At 59.9% G+C, this 17819-nt stretch carries 16 protein-coding genes and 2 tRNA genes; 8 read left to right on the top strand and 10 right to left on the bottom strand.

The features are described 5' to 3' along the window. Positions 1-54: 54 nt before the first annotated feature. Positions 55-1164 carry a DUF2817 domain-containing protein gene (locus tag LVD08_RS10885; protein WP_247268115.1) on the top strand — a complete coding sequence of 370 codons (1110 nt, stop codon included), beginning with the start codon at positions 55-57 and terminating at the stop codon, positions 1162-1164. 109 nt (positions 1165-1273) lie between these two features. Here LVD08_RS10885 and LVD08_RS10880 read toward each other — a convergent pair. Together LVD08_RS10880 and LVD08_RS10875 are read right to left on the bottom strand one after the other, a co-directional pair. Continuing rightward, positions 1274-1350, bottom strand: a tRNA-Met gene (locus LVD08_RS10880). Positions 1351-1465: 115 nt separating this feature from the next. Then, entirely contained in the window at positions 1466-3523 is a 2058-nt protein-coding gene (locus tag LVD08_RS10875; protein WP_247268114.1) for a methyl-accepting chemotaxis protein, read from the bottom strand. 333 nt (positions 3524-3856) lie between these two features. Between LVD08_RS10875 and LVD08_RS10870 the strand changes: the two genes are divergently transcribed. Beyond that, complete coding sequence (locus tag LVD08_RS10870) at positions 3857-5074, top strand: MFS transporter (RefSeq protein ID WP_096797288.1); 1218 nt, start codon at positions 3857-3859, stop codon at positions 5072-5074. A 187-nt stretch (positions 5075-5261) separates the two neighbouring features. On the opposite strand, the gene ychF is transcribed toward LVD08_RS10870, so the two are convergent. From ychF to LVD08_RS10830, 8 genes are all read right to left on the bottom strand, one after another. Continuing rightward, the gene (gene ychF / locus LVD08_RS10865) at positions 5262-6362 is read right to left on the bottom strand and encodes a redox-regulated ATPase YchF (protein WP_047599160.1); all 1101 of its coding nucleotides are present in this window, start codon (positions 6360-6362) and stop codon (positions 5262-5264) included. Between the two features lie 22 nt (positions 6363-6384). After that, complete coding sequence (gene pth, locus LVD08_RS10860; RefSeq protein ID WP_247268113.1) at positions 6385-6969, bottom strand: aminoacyl-tRNA hydrolase; 585 nt, start codon at positions 6967-6969, stop codon at positions 6385-6387. 169 nt (positions 6970-7138) lie between these two features. After that, positions 7139-7741 carry a 50S ribosomal protein L25/general stress protein Ctc gene (locus LVD08_RS10855; protein ID WP_007967646.1) on the bottom strand — a complete coding sequence of 201 codons (603 nt, stop codon included), beginning with the start codon at positions 7739-7741 and terminating at the stop codon, positions 7139-7141. A gap of 141 nt (positions 7742-7882) precedes the next feature. Continuing rightward, the gene (locus tag LVD08_RS10850; protein WP_003171603.1) at positions 7883-8824 is read right to left on the bottom strand and encodes a ribose-phosphate pyrophosphokinase; all 942 of its coding nucleotides are present in this window, start codon (positions 8822-8824) and stop codon (positions 7883-7885) included. A 45-nt stretch (positions 8825-8869) separates the two neighbouring features. Beyond that, positions 8870-8944: transfer RNA gene (locus LVD08_RS10845), tRNA-Gln, on the bottom strand. Positions 8945-8981: 37 nt separating this feature from the next. Continuing rightward, on the bottom strand, positions 8982-9833 hold the full coding sequence (ispE, locus tag LVD08_RS10840; RefSeq protein ID WP_027612238.1) for a 4-(cytidine 5'-diphospho)-2-C-methyl-D-erythritol kinase: 852 nt from the start codon (positions 9831-9833) through the stop codon (positions 8982-8984). Positions 9834-9836: 3 nt separating this feature from the next. Further along, positions 9837-10454 carry a lipoprotein insertase outer membrane protein LolB gene (lolB, locus tag LVD08_RS10835; RefSeq protein WP_027612237.1) on the bottom strand — a complete coding sequence of 206 codons (618 nt, stop codon included), beginning with the start codon at positions 10452-10454 and terminating at the stop codon, positions 9837-9839. A gap of 3 nt (positions 10455-10457) precedes the next feature. Next, complete coding sequence (locus LVD08_RS10830) at positions 10458-12182, bottom strand: tetratricopeptide repeat protein (protein WP_027612236.1); 1725 nt, start codon at positions 12180-12182, stop codon at positions 10458-10460. 182 nt (positions 12183-12364) lie between these two features. Here LVD08_RS10830 and hemA point away from each other — a divergent pair, with 182 nt between their 5' ends. The 6 genes from hemA (at position 12365) to LVD08_RS10800 (ending at position 17725) form a co-directional block, all read left to right on the top strand. Beyond that, positions 12365-13651, top strand: coding sequence for a glutamyl-tRNA reductase (hemA, locus tag LVD08_RS10825; RefSeq protein WP_027612235.1), 1287 nt, complete (start codon positions 12365-12367; stop codon positions 13649-13651). After that, on the top strand, positions 13648-14730 hold the full coding sequence (gene prfA, locus LVD08_RS10820) for a peptide chain release factor 1 (protein ID WP_027612234.1): 1083 nt from the start codon (positions 13648-13650) through the stop codon (positions 14728-14730). The genes hemA and prfA overlap by 4 nt, the downstream gene beginning before the upstream one ends. Then, on the top strand, positions 14731-15561 hold the full coding sequence (gene prmC, locus LVD08_RS10815; protein WP_247268112.1) for a peptide chain release factor N(5)-glutamine methyltransferase: 831 nt from the start codon (positions 14731-14733) through the stop codon (positions 15559-15561). It abuts the gene before it with no gap. After that, positions 15555-16310: a molybdopterin-synthase adenylyltransferase MoeB gene (locus LVD08_RS10810; protein WP_247268111.1), complete on the top strand. Its 756-nt coding sequence runs from the start codon at positions 15555-15557 to the stop codon at positions 16308-16310. The genes prmC and LVD08_RS10810 overlap by 7 nt, the downstream gene beginning before the upstream one ends. Further along, complete coding sequence (gene murI / locus LVD08_RS10805) at positions 16303-17094, top strand: glutamate racemase (RefSeq protein WP_247268110.1); 792 nt, start codon at positions 16303-16305, stop codon at positions 17092-17094. Before LVD08_RS10810 ends, murI begins: the two co-directional genes overlap by 8 nt. A gap of 112 nt (positions 17095-17206) precedes the next feature. Then, positions 17207-17725, top strand: a complete 519-nt coding sequence (locus LVD08_RS10800; protein ID WP_027612230.1) for an acyloxyacyl hydrolase — start codon at positions 17207-17209, stop codon at positions 17723-17725. Positions 17726-17819 lie beyond the last annotated feature (94 nt).

The raw sequence follows: 17819 nt of genomic DNA, 5'->3' as shown, positions 1-17819 counted from the left end.
CCGCTTCGCGAGCAGGCTCGCTCCCACAAATACAAAACCAACGTGAGGCCAGGAATGCACAGCGAGTTTCCCACCGAGTCCAGTTACCGCGATCAACGCGAACAGTTTCTGACCGCCGCCCAAACTGCCGGAGCCACGCTCACCTCCTACGCCCATCCGCGCTGTGGCCCTTTCGGCGAACCGCTGAGCACCGATGTCGCGGTGCTCGGTAATCCGCAGGCAAAGCGCCGGCTGGTGACGCTCAGCGGCACTCACGGAGTCGAGGGCTATTACGGCTCGGATTGCCAGATCGACTGGCTGAAGACTTTCGTGCCGGGCTCGCTGCCCAAGGATGTCGCGGTAGTGATGATCCACCTGATCAACCCGTGGGGCACCGCGTGGCTGCGGCGGGTCAACGAAGACAATATCGACCTCAACCGCAATCACCTGGATTTCGCAGGATCGCTACCGGACAACCGCGCCTACGCCACGCTGCACGAGATCTACGCCTGCACCGAGTTGCACGGCCCCGAGCGTCAGCGCACCGACGCTTTGCTCGACGCACAGATTGCCGAACACGGCTGGCCGGCGGTGATGTCGATTGTCGAGGGCGGTCAGCACAGTCATCCCGATGGACTGTTCTATGGCGGCCGCGCGCCGAGCTGGTCGAATCGCACCTTGCACCAGATCATCGATGCGCATCTGACCGGTGCGGAAGTCGTGATGTGTTTCGACCTGCACACCGGCGCCGGCGAATACGGTCATCCGATGTTGCTGACCATCACCCAGGTGCCTTACCCGGCGTTGGCGCAAGCACAGTCGATCTACGGCCCATGGTTGTACACCTTGCACACCGGCGCCGAAACGTTGAGCGAAACCGGTGTCGCCGCGACGGCTACCGGCTACACCTCACAGGCATTGCTCAATGCGTTGCCGGGCGTGCAACTGATGCCGTTCGTGATCGAATGCGGAACCTATCCGGGCCCGGAGGTGCATCGTTATTTGCGCGATGATCACTGGTTGCATCTGCATGGCGATCCGCTGGATGCGACGGGGCGGGCGATCAAGTTGAAACTGCTGGAGCAGTTCTATCCGGCCGATCCGGATTGGCGGGCGATGGTCGGGTTGCGTACTCGGCAGATCTGGGCGAAGGGGCTGATGGCCCTGTCGGCAGAGCAGACCTGAATAGGTCAGGATTGGCATTGTGGTGAGGGATTTATCTCCTCACCACAGAGGGCGGTTTTCTCGAGGCATAAAAAAACGGCCTACCTTTCGGTAAGCCGTTTTTAGTACTTGGTGGCTACACAGGGACTTGAACCCCGGACCCCAGCATTATGAATGCTATGCTCTAACCAACTGAGCTATGTAGCCAAGTGGCGCGCATTATTCCCCTGAAATGGAAAAGCGTCAAGCGTAAATTTAAAATATTTCTTCTTATTTTCAACCGCTTATCCTCCGACCCCGGAAATCGGGGCCGGGCAGGGTGTCAACGCAGCTGGAATCTCGCGGTATTGGCGCTCAACGCATGGCTGCCTTGGCTCAGCGTGTCCGCTGCGAGGTTCACCGCCCGCGCACCTTCAAGCAAACGCATCGCCGCCTGATCGACCTGCTGGATATTGCCGCTGACTTCATCGGCGGTGCTCGCCTGTTCCTCAACGGCGGTGGCGATCTGCGCCAGGGTGTCAGTGACACTTTGCACCGCGCTGGCGATTTCACCAAGACGTTCACCAAGACCGGTCACGGCTTCAGCATCCGATTGTGCCTGGCCGCACGCGGCCTCCATCAGGCTCACCGCTTCGTTGACCGTGGCGCGCAGGCTATCGACCGTGCCGGCAATCTGCGCGGTCGATGACTGGGTGCGCTGCGACAGGCTGCGAACTTCATCGGCGACCACGGCAAAGCCGCGTCCCTGTTCGCCGGCCCGTGCCGCCTCAATTGCGGCATTGAGCGCCAACAGATTGGTCTGCTCGGCGACGCCACGAATGGTGTCGACCACCAGTTGAATCTGCTGGCCCTGTTCGCTGACTCGACCGAGTGCCGCTGCGGTTTCGTTGAGGCGTTGATTGAGCTGCTGAATGCTCGCCGTGGTGCGCTGGCTGTCGCGGCTACTGTCGGCGGCGATGCGCCGGGTGTGCTGGGCGCTGCCGGAAGCCTGTTCGCAACTCTGCGCCACACCTTGCGAAGTGGCGGCCAGTTGCGTGGCAGCGGCGGCGATCTGGCTGATCTGCAATTGCTGCGCCTCGACTTCGCTCAGCGCGCCGCTGGAATGATCGTTGAGGCTGCGCACCGCGTGGCTCAGTTGTGAGGTTTCGTGATCGACCCCGAGCATGCTCGCGCGCAGTTGCACCACCGCGACGTTGAGCGCGGTGCTGATCGCCGCCAGCTCATCGCGGCCCACCACCGGCACTTGCAGGCTGAGATTGCCGTCACGCAGGGCCTCGGCCAGCAGAGTAATGCCGCTGGCGCTGCGGCGGATCGAAGCCTGCAAACCGACGAACAGGTACAGCGCCGCCAGCAACAGGCAACCGAACACGGCGGCGACCACGACGAACTGGCGAATCGCCGAAGCGTGGTAAGCATCCAGGCGCTGATCCAGCGACAGCAGCGATTGCTGGCGCAACGACGCAAGATCACCCAGCAGAGCATCGAGGCTGCGTTCGAAGTCTTCCGGTTTGAGGGTAATGCTGCCGCCGAACACGCTGTCATCCAGCACCTTCAGCCCAGCGTCCAGACGCTTGAGGCTGTCGTGGTATTGACCGGCCCAGGTTTGCAGATCGCTCGGCAGGCGCGCTTCGAGCAGGCCTGCCGTTTTGACAAGCTGCTCGCGGGCGTCGCCGATGCGGCCGCGCAGGTCGCGTAGCTGCAAGCGACTCTGCAGAGTGAACTGTCCCGAGACCACCGAAGCTTGGCCGACGGCGGCGAGTCGACCCACGCGCTCGATCAGATCCGGTGCGTGCTGCGTGGAGATCTGCGTCAGCAGATAGGTCTCCAGCCATGGCGCCAGCGTCAGGCGGTTGTCCATGACGATTTGCTCGCGCAAGGCTTGCAGGGCGCTGAGGGCGTTGGTGAAACGGTCGTAGCCGTCCGGCCACCAACCGACGCCGCTCAGGCTTTTCGAATCCAGACCGCCGAGCGCGGTTTGCAGGGCTTGATAGCGGGTGAGGGTTTCGCCTTCGGCACCTTCATTTTTCAGCGCGTTGCCCAAATCACTGGTGGCTTGCTGGACGGCTGGTTGCACCGCGTCAAACGCCGCCATGGCGGCGAGGGTCGCCGGGGTTGGCTGGCGATTGGTTTCGGTGGCGCGCCAACGGGCGGCGCGGTCACGCTGGGCGGCGAGCAGGTTGTCCAGCGCATCAAGGCTGAGCAACTGGCGTACGCCGGCGCGTTCGCCGGAAATCAGGTTGAGCCTGTCGCGATAGTCCTGGCCGATCATCAACAGGCTGCCGGCCAACGGCAGAATGAACAGTAGAAACAACAACTGGAATTTACGTGCGAAGCCAAACCGCCCCAGCAATTTGATCCCCGGTGACAAGAAAGCCTGCATGCCTCATGACTCCTCTGGACACCACGCACCAATGGCGTGCATCGCGGTCGTGTGACCTGGATGTCGTGCCCTGCTAAAAGGCCTCGAAAGTTCACTCTCGCCCGCTCTGTAGGCCGGCTCTGTAGCGAAACTTCCCATTCTCGGAGGCCTTTGTAAGGCCGCCGCGTTCGAGGGGAGAAGCAAGGCAAGATTCAGACCATGGCGTTGCGCTATCACTTTGCGTGCGACGGTCAGTCAGTTAGTTAGCTGGCTAAGGGGATGGCGCTGGCGCACCGAAAAATGGCACATTGACGCACCTGCCTGCGTGCACCCATCTGCTGTACGGAAACTTTCATGGCTATCAGCAACGTTCAGACCGCCGCTGCCTCGGCGTCCGCTCCTCCGCAAAGCAGCCCGTTGGTGATGCGTATCATCGGCGCAGTGGCGCTGGCGCATTTGATCAACGACCTGATTCAGTCGGTGCTGCCGTCGATCTATCCGATGCTCAAAGCCAACTATGGCTTGAGCTTCACCCAAGTCGGTTTGATTACCCTGACCTTTCAACTGACAGCATCGTTGCTGCAGCCGTGGGTCGGTTATCACACTGACCGCCATCCGAAACCGTGGCTGTTGCCGGCAGGTTCGATCTGCACGCTGATTGGCATCGTGATGATGTCGGTGGTCGGCAGTTTTCCATTGATTCTGTTGGCGGCGGCGCTGATCGGTATCGGCTCCTCGACTTTCCACCCCGAGGCTTCGCGGATCGCGCGGTTGGCCTCGGGCGGACGCTTTGGTCTGGCGCAATCGACCTTCCAGGTCGGTGGTAACGCCGGTTCTGCGTTCGGCCCGTTGCTGGCGGCGGCGATCATCATTCCGTTCGGTCAGGGCAACGTGGCGTGGTTCGGTCTGTTCGCAGTGTTTGCACTGTTCGTGCTGTATCGCATCAGCCGCTGGTACGCCCATCACCTGAACCTGTTCAAGCTCAAGGCTGGTCAGGCGGCGACTCACGGACTGTCGAAGGGCAGGGTGATCAGTGCGCTGGTAGTGCTCGGCCTGCTGGTGTTCTCCAAGTATTTCTACATGGCCAGCCTCACCAGCTATTTCACCTTCTACCTGATCGAGAAGTTCGACCTGTCGGTGGCCAGCTCGCAACTGCACCTGTTCCTGTTTCTCGGTGCGGTGGCAGCGGGGACGTTCTTTGGCGGGCCGATTGGCGACAAGATCGGGCGTAAGGCGGTGATCTGGTTTTCGATTCTCGGCGTGGCACCGTTTACCTTGCTGATGCCGCACGTCGATCTGTTCTGGACCACTGTCCTCAGCGTAGTGATCGGCTTCATTCTCGCCTCGGCGTTCTCGGCGATTGTGGTGTATGCGCAAGAGCTGGTGCCGGGTAACGTCGGGATGATTGCCGGGGTGTTCTTCGGCTTGATGTTTGGCTTCGGCGGGATTGGTGCGGCGTTGCTGGGGCATCTGGCGGATGTGCACGGTATCGAGTACGTGTATTTCCTGTGCTCTTTTTTGCCGTTGTTTGGCGTGCTGGCGATCTTCCTGCCACGCACCAAAAAAACCTGACCTACACAATTCCAACTGTGGGAGCGGGCTTGCTCGCGAAGGCGGTATATCAGTCGATATTAATGTGGCTGACCCACCGCCTTCGCGAGCAAGCCCGCTCCCACAGGGGGATTGGTGGTGTTGCAAACAAATCTGTCAGGCACAAAAAAGCCGCGTATCAAACGCGGCTTTTTCTTGGGCGTGTCGCTTACACGTTGAAGCGGAAGTGCATCACGTCGCCGTCTTTGACGATGTAGTCCTTGCCTTCCAGGCGCCATTTACCGGCTTCCTTGGTACCGGCTTCGCCCTTGTACTGGATGAAGTCGTTGTAGGCGATGACTTCGGCGCGGATGAAGCCTTTTTCGAAGTCGGTGTGGATCACGCCAGCAGCTTGTGGTGCGGTGGCACCGACGCGGACGGTCCAGGCGCGGACTTCTTCGACACCGGCGGTGAAGTAGGTCTGCAGGTGCAGCATTTCGTAGCCGGCGCGGATCACGCGGTTCAGGCCAGGCTCTTCCAGGCCCAAGGCCTCGAGGAACATGTCTTTCTCTTCGCCGTCATCGAGCTCGGCGATTTCCGCTTCGATCTTGTTGCACACCGGAACAACCATGGCGCCTTCTTCTTCGGCGATGGCCTTGACCACGTCCAGGTGCGGGTTGTTCTCGAAACCGTCTTCAGCGACGTTGGCGATGTACATGACCGGTTTGGTGGTCAGCAGGTGGAAGCCCTTGATCACCGACTTTTCATCAGCGCTCATGTTCTTCATCAGGCTGCGCGCAGGCTTGGCCTCGGTGAAGTGCGCGATCAGTTGCTCAAGCAGAGCTTTCTGAACCACGGCGTCCTTGTCACCGCCCTTGGCGTTGCGCGCGACTTTCTGCAGTTGCTTCTCGCAGCTGTCGAGGTCGGCGAAGATCAGTTCCAGGTCGATGATTTCGATGTCGCGCTTCGGGTCGACGCTGTTGGACACGTGGATCACGTTGTCGTCTTCGAAGCAGCGCACCACGTGAGCGATGGCGTCGGTTTCGCGGATGTTGGCCAGGAACTTGTTGCCCAGACCTTCACCTTTCGACGCGCCGGCCACCAGGCCAGCAATGTCGACGAATTCCATGGTGGTCGGCAGGATGCGCTTCGGATTGACGATGGCCGCCAGGGCTTCCAGGCGCGGATCCGGCATCGGCACGATGCCGCTGTTCGGCTCGATGGTGCAGAAGGGGAAGTTCTCGGCCGCGATACCGGATTTGGTCAGGGCGTTGAACAGGGTGGACTTGCCGACGTTAGGCAGGCCGACGATGCCGCAATTGAATCCCATGGTGTTTCCCCTCGGATTAGAGTCAGGCCTTCTGGCTGTGCAGGTTTTTCATCGCGCGGTTCCATTCACCGGCGAGGATATCCGGCAGCACGCCGAGGGCAAAGTCGATGCTGGCATCGAGTTTTTCCTGTTCGGCGCGTGGCGCACGACCCAGGACGAAATTTGAAACCATACTGGCGACGCCCGGGTGGCCGATGCCAAGCCGCAGGCGGTAGAAAGTATTCTGATTGCCCAGTTGCGCGATGATGTCGCGCAACCCGTTGTGACCGCCATGGCCGCCGCCCTGCTTGAGCTTGGCGACGCCCGGAGGCAGGTCGAGTTCGTCGTGCGCCACCAGGATTTCTTCAGGCTTGATGCGGAAGAAACCGGCGAGTGCCGCCACGGCCTGGCCGCTGCGGTTCATGTAGGTGGTGGGAATCAGCAGACGAACATCCTGACCCTGATGCGAGTAGCGTCCGGTCAGGCCGAAATATTTGCGATCGGCCACAAGGTTCACACCTTGCGTGGCAGCGATGCGCTCAACAAAAAGGGCCCCTGCGTTATGCCGGGTCTGTTCGTATTCAGCGCCTGGATTACCCAGGCCAACGATCAGTTTGATGGCAGTCACGATAGGGGCCCTTCCTTGGAGTGGTGGTTAACATCGCCGCGATCAGTGAAGGCGGCGAAAGTGGACGAAAATTGCTCATTTACCATGAATGTAAACTCCGCGTTCTCGCCCGCTTTCTCGCTACGTTCCAGTCCGCGATGTTTCACTCACTCCGACGAACAGAGTGAAATTACTCTGCTGCGCCTTCTTCGGTAGCTTCTGGAGCAACACGTGGAGCGTGGACGTTGGCTACTGCCTTGTCATCGCCGTGTGCCAGAGCAACGAACTCAACACCTTTAGGAGCTTTGAGGTCCGACAGGTGAACGATGGTGCCGATTTCAGCGTTAGCCAGGTCGACTTCGATGAACTCAGGCAGGTCTTTTGGCAGGCAGGAAACTTCGATCTCGGCAACAACGTGCGAGATTTCGCCGCCTTTCTTCACTGGAGCAGCTTCGTTGATGAAGTGCACAGGAACGATAGCGGTCAGTTTCTGGCCAGCTACAACGCGTACGAAGTCAGCGTGCATCACGTGGCCTTTGGCCGGGTGACGTTGCAGGGCTTTGATGACGACGTTTTGTTTCTTGCCACCAACGTTCAGCTCGATGATGTGGCTGTAAGCCGCTTCGTTTTCGAGCAGTTTGGCAACTTCTTTGGCCAGCATGCTGATGGATTCAGGGGCTTTGTCGCCACCGTAAACAACAGCTGGAACCAGAGCGGCGAGACGACGCAGGCGGCGGCTCGCACCTTTCCCCAGGTCGGAACGCACTTCAGCATTCAGAGTAAAATCGTTCATTTTGTATCTCCAAAATAGCCATGACCGAGTGGCGTTTGCGACCAGCGCCAAACACGGTATGGGCAAAAAAGCCCCGCCCCGACAGGAATGCCGGGGCGGGGCGCTTTTCGTCAACGAGACATTTCGAGAAGGGCAGGGCCCTTAACGGAACATCGCGCTGATCGATTCTTCATTGCTGATGCGGCGAACCGCTTCGGCAACAACCGGTGCGATATCCAGTTGACGGATACGTGCACAGGCTTGTGCTGCAGCGGACAGCGGGATGGTGTTAGTCACCACCAGCTCGTCCAGCACGGAATTTTCGATATTCTCGATGGCCCGACCCGACAGCACAGGGTGTGTGCAGTAGGCAAAGACCTTGGCTGCGCCATGCTCTTTCAGGGCCTTGGCCGCGTGGCACAGAGTGCCGGCGGTATCGACCATGTCATCGACCAGAATGCAGGTACGCCCTTCGACATCACCGATGATATGCATCACTTCAGAGTGATTGGCTTTCTCACGGCGTTTGTCGATGATCCCGAGATCCACGCCCAGGGATTTGGCAACAGCCCGTGCACGCACGACGCCACCAATGTCCGGGGACACGATCATCAGGTTTTCGAAGCGCTGATCTTCAATGTCATCCACCAGAACCGGGGAGCCGTAGATGTTATCTACCGGAATATCGAAGAAACCCTGAATCTGGTCAGCATGCAGATCAACCGTGAGAACACGGTCGATGCCGACTACGGTAAGCATGTCAGCAACGACTTTCGCGCTGATAGCCACACGTGCGGAACGCGGACGGCGATCCTGACGGGCATAACCAAAATAAGGAATAACAGCAGTAATACGAGTAGCCGAGGAGCGGCGGAAGGCATCAGCCATCACTACCAGTTCCATCAGGTTATCGTTGGTCGGAGCGCAAGTCGGCTGAATAATGAAAACGTCTTTACCGCGAACGTTTTCATTGATCTCGGCAGTAATTTCGCCGTCGGAGAATTTACCGACAGAGATGTCACCGAGAGGGATATGCAGCTGACGTACAACACGCCGAGCCAGATCGGGGTTAGCGTTCCCCGTAAAGACCATCATCTTGGACACGCGCAGTACCTAGAGGCTGAGGGTAACCTGGATGAGTATAGAAAATGGCAGGGGCGGCTGGATTCGAACCAACGCATGGCAGGATCAAAACCTGCTGCCTTACCGCTTGGCGACGCCCCTGTATCTGTTGCTTCAAGTGCCTGGCACTTGATTCCTTTTAGAGCAGACTTTGCAGCTTGCGATGCAACATCGAAACGTTGCTTCCTTTCGCTACAAACCCTGTAAGGGTCTCTGTCAGAAGGGCCGAGACTTTATCAGCTTCAGCTTTGCTTGGGAAGCCCCCAAACACACAACTTCCAGTTCCGGTGAGTTTTGCTTCGGTAAATTTACCTAACAAATCCAATGCGTTACGTACTTCTGGATAACGCCTTGCAACCACCGGCAAGCAGTCATTTCGACTGTTTCCCTCGGGAACGGGGCGCACTTTAATGGGCGGCGTGTTACGTGTCAACAAAGGATCGGAAAAAATTTCTGCCGTACTTACAGAGACTTGCGGCACAAGCACCAGATACCACGGTTCTTCGGGGTCGACCGGGGTCAGTTTCTCGCCCACGCCCTCGGCAAAAGCCGCGTGACCACGGACGAAAACCGGCACGTCGGCGCCGAGCGACAGGCCCAGCGCGGCGAGGCGATCTTCATCCCAGCCCAGTTGCCACAAGTGATTGAGGCCGAGCAGGGTGGTCGCCGCATTCGAGCTGCCGCCACCGATGCCGCCGCCCATGGGCAGCACCTTGTCGATCCAGATGTCGATGCCGAGTGTGCAGCCGGACTGTTGCTGCAGCATTTTCGCCGCGCGCACGATCAGGTTGCTGTCGTGGGGCACGCCAGCGAATTCGGTGTGCAGATGAATCACGCCGTCATCGCGCACGGCGAAGGTGATTTCGTCGCCGTAATCGACAAACTGAAACAGCGTCTGCAATTCGTGGTAGCCGTCCGCGCGGCGTCCGAGAATGTGCAGCATCAGGTTGAGCTTGGCCGGCGACGGCAGCGTCAGGCGTGGAGCGGTCATGCTTTATTGCCCCAATTTACGCGGTTGCCAGGTCTTGATCACCAGCGTCACGTCCAGATCGGTGCCATGCAGCTTGATCCGCTCGGGCAGCCAGTAACCGTTTTGCTCGGCGTAGCTGAGGTACTCGACTTTCCAGCCGTCCTGTTCCAGATTGGCCAGGCGACTGTCGTTATCGAGGGTCAGACGGCTTTTGCTGCTGGGGGCCGGCAGGCCACGGACCCACCAGGCCAGATTGGATACCGGCAGCTTCCAGCCGAGTTGCTCTTCGAGCAGCGCTTCCGGTGACTCGGAGTCATAGCGGCCCTGATTGGCGACTTCCAGCGAAACCTTGCCCGGGCGCCCGGTCAGACGTGCCGCGCCACGACCCAGCGGGCCGGACAGGCGAATGTCGTAGTAGTCCTGACGTTGCAGCCAGAACAGCGTGCCGCTGCCGGAGTCTTTCGGCGCGCGAATGCCGATCTTGCCGTCGATCTGCCAGCCGTCGAGGCCGGCCAGCTGTTGTTTGTTCGCGGCCCACTGAGCCGGACTGCCGTGGCCCTCGACCGATTCGCGAGCGCCGAAGCCCGCGCAACCGGCGAGCAGGGCTATGAAGCTGAAAACAATAACGTGGCGCAAAAACATGAGTTAAAGAGTCTCGGATCCGGTCAGGCGCTTGATGGTGCTGCGCAGGATGGTGCTGTCGGGCTGATCTTTGAGGTACTTGCCCCAGACTTGTTTGGCCTCGCGCTGATTGCCCTTGACCCACAACACTTCGCCCAGGTGCGCGGCGACTTCGTGGTCCGGGAAACGCTCGAGCGCCTGACGCAGATATTTCTCGGCGTCGTCCAGATTGCCCATGCGGAAATTCACCCAGCCGAGGCTGTCGAGTACCGCCGGGTCTTCCGGATTGATCTGGTGCGCCTGTTCGATCAGGGCCTTGGCTTCAGCGTAGCGGGTGGTGCGATCGGACAGGGTATAGCCCAGCGCATTGAGCGCCATGGCGTTGTCCGGGTCGCGCTTGATGATCAGGCGCAGGTCTTTTTCCATCTGTGCGAGATCATTGCGTTTTTCCGCGAGCATGGCCCGGGTGTAGAGCAGATTCAGATCGTCAGGGTATTGCTGCAAGGCTTTATCCAGGGTTTTCCAGGCCTTGTCGTCCTGTTTGTTGGCCGACAGGGTTTCGGATTCGATCAGATACAACTGGATAGCGTAATCCGGCTGGGCATCGCGTTCGGCCGCCAGTTTGCTCTGGGCTTCGGCGGTCTTGCCGTTGTTCATCAGAATATCGGCCTGACGCAGTTGTGCCGGCAGGTAGTCATTGCCAGGGCCGACCTGCGCGTATTCGATCAGCGCGCCCTGCGGGTCGTTGCGTTCTTCGGCGATGCGACCCAGGTTCAGGTGCGCCGAGTCAACGTGGCTTTCCCGGGCGATCAGGTCTTCCAGGTAACCCTTGGCCTCGTCCCAGGCCTTGGCTTCCAGGCACACCAGTGCCAGCGAATAACGCAGTTCGTCGTCTTCCGGGTATTGCTGAACGAGGGTGGAGAACTCGACCTTGGCGTCATCCATCCGGTCCTGTTCAACCAGCGTGCGCGCATAAGTCAGGCGCAGGCGCTTGTCGTCCGGGTATTTCTTGATGCTTTTCCGCAACAGCGGCAGGGCTTCGTCGCCACGATTCATGGTTTGCAGCAGACGCGCGCGCAGCAGGATCGGCGCAATCTCGCCTTCTTCCGGCGGATTGTCTTCGAGCAGGGTCAGAGCGGCTTTATTGTCGCCGTCCTGTTGCAGCAGCAGGGCCTTGCCGAAAATCAGCTGGCTGTTCTTCGGGTGGCGCTGTAGCAGACGGTCGAAACTTTTCATCAGGCCGTTGCGGGTTTCCTGATCGGTATCGGCGGCCGACAGCGCGAGGAAGTCGAAATGGGTGTCGCCCTTGCCCTGCAGGACTTTCTCCATATAAACCATGGAGTCGTCATAACGCCCGGCGCGGGCCAGTTGCACGGCGGCGGCGCGTTGCGCTTCGAGGTCGTCCGGAGCGTTTTTTGCCCAGATCAGGGCGGTGTCCAGCGCAGGCTGGTCGGCACCGAGGTATTCGGCGATGCGGAACGCACGCTCGGAAACCCCCGGGTCCTGAGTATTGATCGCCTGGGTCACGTAGTTGTCCAGGGCAATGTCGAAACGATTGCGCTGGCCGGCGAGTTCGGCGCTCAACAGGCTGAAAACGGTTTCCTCGCTGAACGAGCTGTAAACCTTGGGTTTTTCAGGCGCGGGCGTGGTGTCTTCGACCGGCGGGGTACCGTCCGGCGAAACGGGTGCCATGGCCTGGCAGCCGCTGAGGAAGACAAAAGCAAGGAGCAACGCGGAAGATCTATTCATATAGGAGAAGGACGACTAACCTGCGGTCGGATCATCATGACACAAGCCTTCGGCCAAACATAACCGAGTCTCGAATGTGGCCTTTATAGTGGCCGACAATTGGGACAATAGTCAGCGGTAGTTGTTCTGAATCTGACGAAGTAGGACAATTGCCGGCTTCACGTCACCATCAGCGACCTTGAATGGCCTTCCTTGCACTCGGTATTAACCACAAGACTGCTTCAGTAGACGTCCGCGAGCGCGTGGCCTTTACCCCTGAGCAGCTGGTGGAGGCCTTGCAGCAGCTCTGCCGACTCACCGACAGCCGCGAAGCTGCGATCCTCTCCACCTGCAATCGCAGTGAGCTGTATATAGAACAGGATCAGGTTTCGGCTGATCTGGTTCTGCGCTGGCTGGCCGATTATCACCATTTAAGCCTCGATGAGCTGCGCGCGAGTGCTTATGTGCATGAAGATGATGCGGCAGTTCGTCACATGATGCGCGTCGCCTCCGGGCTCGACTCGCTGGTGCTGGGCGAACCGCAGATTCTCGGCCAGATGAAATCGGCCTACGCCGTGGCTCGCGAGGCTGGGACCATCGGCCCGCTGCTGGGGCGGCTGTTTCAAGCGACGTTCAATGCCGCCAAGCAAGTGCGTACCGACACCGCCATCGGCGAAAACCCGGTGTCCGTGGCGTTTGCCGCCGTCAGCCTGGCCAAACAGATTTTCAGTGATTTGCAGCGCAGCCAGGCTCTGTTGATCGGCGCCGGCGAGACCATCACGCTGGTCGCCCGCCATTTGCACGAGCTGGGGGTCAAGCGCATCGTGGTCGCCAACCGTACGCTGGAGCGTGCCAGCCTGCTGGCCGAGCAGTTCGGCGCGCACGCGGTGCTGCTCTCGGACATTCCGGCGGAACTGGTGCGCAGCGATATCGTGATCAGTTCGACCGCCAGCCAGTTGCCGATCCTCGGCAAGGGCGCGGTGGAAAGCGCGCTGAAGCAGCGCAAGCACAAACCGATCTTCATGGTCGACATCGCCGTACCCCGCGACATCGAGCCGGAAGTCGGCGAACTCGACGACGTTTACCTGTACAGCGTCGATGATCTGCACGAAGTGGTTGCCGAGAACCTCAAAAGTCGTCAGGGCGCAGCCCAGGCGGCGGAAGAGATGGTCTCGGTCGGCGCCGACGATTTCATGGTGCGTCTGCGTGAGCTGGCGGCGGTCGATGTGCTCAAGGCTTATCGGCAACAAAGCGAACGCCTGCGCGACGAGGAGCTGCAAAAAGCCCTGCGTCTGCTGGCCAACGGCGGCAACGCCGAAGATGTGCTCGGGCAACTGGCCCGCGGCCTGACCAATAAACTGTTGCATGCGCCCAGCGTGCAATTGAAAAAGCTTTCTGCCGAAGGCCGCCTCGATGCGCTGGCCATGGCCCAGGAACTCTTTGCCCTCGAGGGCTCACCGGATAGTTTTTCGGATAAAAAACCGCAATGAAAGCGTCACTGCTCAACAAGCTGGACACCCTCCAGGACCGTTTCGAGGAACTGACCGCGCTGCTCGGCGACGGCGAAGTCATTGCCGATCAAGCCAAATTCCGCGCCTATTCCAAGGAATACGCCGAACTCGAGCCGGTGGTACAAGGCTACAAAAAGCTGCTCGGCGTACAAAGTGATCTTGAAGGCGCCCAGGCGCTGCTCAAGGACAGCGACCCGGACATGCGTGAAATGGCTGTGGAAGAAGTCCGCGAAGCCAAGGAATTGCTGATCAGGCTGGAAGATGATCTGCAGCGCATGTTGCTGCCCAAGGATCCCAATGACGGGCGTAACGTCTTTCTCGAAATTCGCGCCGGTACCGGTGGCGACGAGGCGGCGATCTTCTCCGGCGATCTGTTCCGCATGTACTCGCGTTACGCCGAACGACGTGGCTGGCGCGTGGAGATTCTTTCGGAAAACGAAGGCGAGCACGGTGGCTATAAAGAAGTCATCGCACGCATTGAAGGCGACAACGTTTACGGCAAGCTGAAATTCGAGTCCGGCGCGCACCGCGTACAGCGTGTACCCGCCACCGAATCCCAGGGCCGTATCCACACCTCGGCCTGCACCGTGGCGGTGTTGCCCGAGCCGGACGAACGGGAAGCCATCGAGATCAACCCGGCGGATCTGCGTGTCGACACTTACCGCTCCTCCGGGGCCGGTGGTCAGCACGTCAACACCACCGACTCGGCGATCCGCATCACGCACATACCGACCGGCACCGTCGTCGAGTGTCAGGAAGAACGTTCCCAGCACAAGAACCGTGCCCGGGCGATGGCCTGGCTGTCGGCCAAACTCAACGATCAGCAAACCGCAGCGGCGGCGAATGCGATTGCCAGCGAGCGTAAGTTGTTGGTCGGTTCCGGTGACCGTTCCGAGCGCATTCGCACGTACAACTTTGCCCAGGGCCGGGTCACTGACCATCGCGTCAACCTGACCCTGTACTCCCTCGATGAAATCCTCGCCGGTGGCGTTGAAGCGGTGATCGAGCCTTTGCTGGCCGAATACCAGGCCGACCAGCTTGCAGCGATAGGTGAATAAATGACCATCATTGCCAGTCTGTTGCGCGCTGCCGAATTGCCGGACTCGCCCACCGCGCGCCTGGATGCCGAATTGCTCCTGGCAGCGGCACTGGGCAAATCGCGAAGCTTCCTGCACACCTGGCCCGAGCGCATCGTACCCAGCGAAGCGGTGCTGATTTTTACCGAGTACCTGCAACGGCGTCGAAGTGGCGAGCCGGTGGCCTACATCCTTGGTCAGCAGGGGTTCTGGAAGCTCGATCTGGAAGTGGCGCCGCACACTCTGATCCCGCGCCCGGACACCGAATTGCTGGTCGAGGCCGCGTTGGAGCTGCTGGCGGCAACGCCGGCGAAAGTCCTCGATCTGGGCACCGGCAGCGGCGCGATTGCCCTGGCCTTGGCCAGCGAACGCCCGGCATGGAACGTCACGGCGGTGGACCGCGTGCTGGAAGCCGTGGCCCTTGCCGAACGCAACCGTCAGCGCTTGAACCTGAACAACGCCACGGTGCTGAGCAGCCACTGGTTCAGCGCCCTCGAAGGCCAGCGCTTCAATCTGATCATCAGCAACCCGCCGTACATCGCGGCTGCCGACCCGCATCTGGTCGAGGGCGACGTGCGCTTCGAACCGGCCAGTGCGCTGGTGGCCGGTGTCGACGGGCTCGACGATCTGCGCCTGATTGTCGCCCAGGCTCCGGATCATCTGGAAGCCGGCGGCTGGCTGATGCTCGAACACGGCTATGATCAAGCCCAAGCCGTGCGTGATCTGTTGCTCACTCGCGGTTTTGAACAAGTCCACAGCCGCACCGATCTGGGCGGCCATCAACGGATCAGCCTGGGGCGCCTGCCGTGCTGAATGATCAGGAATTGCTGCGCTACAGCCGGCAGATTCTGCTGCAACACATCGATATCGATGGGCAACTGAAGCTGAAAGACAGCCGTGTGCTGATTGTCGGCCTTGGCGGTCTCGGCGCGCCGGTGGCGCTGTACCTGGCGGCGGCGGGTGTCGGTGAGTTGCATCTGGCGGATTTCGACACGGTCGACCTGACCAACCTGCAGCGCCAGATCATTCATGACACCGACAGCGTCGGCATGAGCAAGGTCGACTCGGCGCTCAAGCGCCTGAGCGCGATCAATCCCGAGATTAAACTGGTGCCTCATCGTCAGGCGCTGGACGAGGATTCCCTGGCCGTCGCCGTGGTTGCGGTGGATCTGGTGCTCGACTGTTCCGATAACTTTTCCACCCGCGAAGCGGTCAACGCCGCGTGTGTGGCCGCGTGCAAGCCGCTGGTCAGCGGCGCGGCGATTCGTCTGGAAGGGCAGTTGTCGGTGTTCGACCCGCGCCGCCCGGAAAGTCCGTGCTACCACTGCCTGTACGGGCATGGCAGCGAAGCCGAACTGACGTGCAGCGAAGCCGGTGTGGTCGGGCCGCTGGTGGGGCTGGTCGGCAGCCTGCAAGCGCTTGAAGCGTTGAAAGTGCTGGTCGGTTTTGGCGAACCGTTGGTGGGGCGTTTGCTGTTGATCGATGCCTTGGGTTCGCGCTTCCGTGAATTGCGGGTCAAGCGTGATCCGGGGTGCAGCGTCTGTGGTTCGCAGCATGCGTGAGGCGCCGATCGCGGTGTTCGACTCCGGTGTTGGCGGCTTGTCGGTACTGGCTGAAATCCAGCATTTGCTGCCCCATGAATCACTGCTGTATTTCGCCGATTGCGGGCATATTCCCTACGGCGAGAAAACTCCGGAGTTCATCCGCCAGCGCTGCAATGTGATGGCCGGCTTTTTCCGGGAGCAGGGCGCCAAGGCCCTGGTGATCGCCTGCAACACGGCGACGGTGGCCGCGGTTGCCGATCTGCGCCGGGATTTCCCCGAGTGGCCGATCGTTGGCATGGAGCCAGCGGTCAAACCCGCAGCTGCCGCTACCCGCAGCGGTGTGGTTGGCGTACTCGCCACCACCGGCACGTTGCAGAGTGCCAAGTTCGCCGCGTTGCTCGACCGCTTCGCTGCTGACGTTCGCGTCATCACCCAGCCGTGCCCCGGCTTGGTGGAACTGATTGAAAGCGGTGATCTGCACAGCGCCGAGTTGCGCACGTTGCTGCAGCACTACGTCGACCCGCTGCTGGCCAACGGTTGCGACACGATCATTCTCGGTTGCACTCACTATCCGTTTCTCAAGCCGATGCTCAAGACGATGATTCCCGACAGCATCAGCCTGATTGACACTGGCGCAGCCGTAGCGCGGCAACTGCAACGGTTGCTGGCCGAACGTGATCTGCTCGCCAAGGGGCCGAACCGCCCGGTCAGATTCTGGACCAGTGCCGACCCCGCGTTCTTCCGCAAGACCCTGCCCCTGCTGGGTCAGGTTGCCGGCGACGTCGAAAAATTCAGCTTGTAAAAAAAATGTGAAATAACTAAAAAAACAGCTGAACTTCTAATCAGGCGCTAGCTTCTATAGCGATGAGTTATCTAGAAAACCAAACGATCGTTCCGGAAAAGGAAGTTTCAAAGTGAAGCGACTATTCTGCTTGGCCGCGATTGCGGCCGCACTGATGGGGCAAAGTATTACCGCGCAAGCTGCAGGTGTTGAATTTGCAGTGGGTGCGACCAGCGATTCGACCATGACTTATCGCCTGGGCATGAATTTCGATTGGGACAAGAGCTGGCTGCAAAGTGATGTCGGTCGCCTGACCGGTTACTGGAGCGGCGCTTACACTTACTGGGAAGGTGACAAGACTTCCAGCAACAACAGCCTGTCGTTCTCCCCGGTATTCGTTTACGAGTTTGCCGGTCAGTCGGTCAAACCGTACGTTGAGGCGGGTATTGGTGTCGCAGCGTTCTCCAACACCAAGTATGAAAGCAACAACATCGGCGGTTCTTTCCAGTTCGAAGACCGTATCGGTTTTGGTCTGCGCTTCAACGGTGGGCATGAAGTGGGGATTCGTGCGACGCACTACTCCAACGCCGGCCTGGCCAGCAGCAACGACGGTGTAGAAAGCTACGCGCTGCATTACACGATGCCGCTGTAAGCGCTACACATAACCTCTGTAGGAGTGAGCCTGCTCGCGATTGCGGAGTGTCAGCCAACATTTGTTTGACTGGTACCCCGCAAACGCGAGCAGG

The sequence above is a fragment of the Pseudomonas sp. YL2 genome (genome assembly GCF_023063025.1).
In the GTDB taxonomy this organism is placed as follows: domain Bacteria; phylum Pseudomonadota; class Gammaproteobacteria; order Pseudomonadales; family Pseudomonadaceae; genus Aquipseudomonas; species Aquipseudomonas putida_A.
This window is presented reverse-complemented; position numbering and strand designations above follow the sequence as displayed.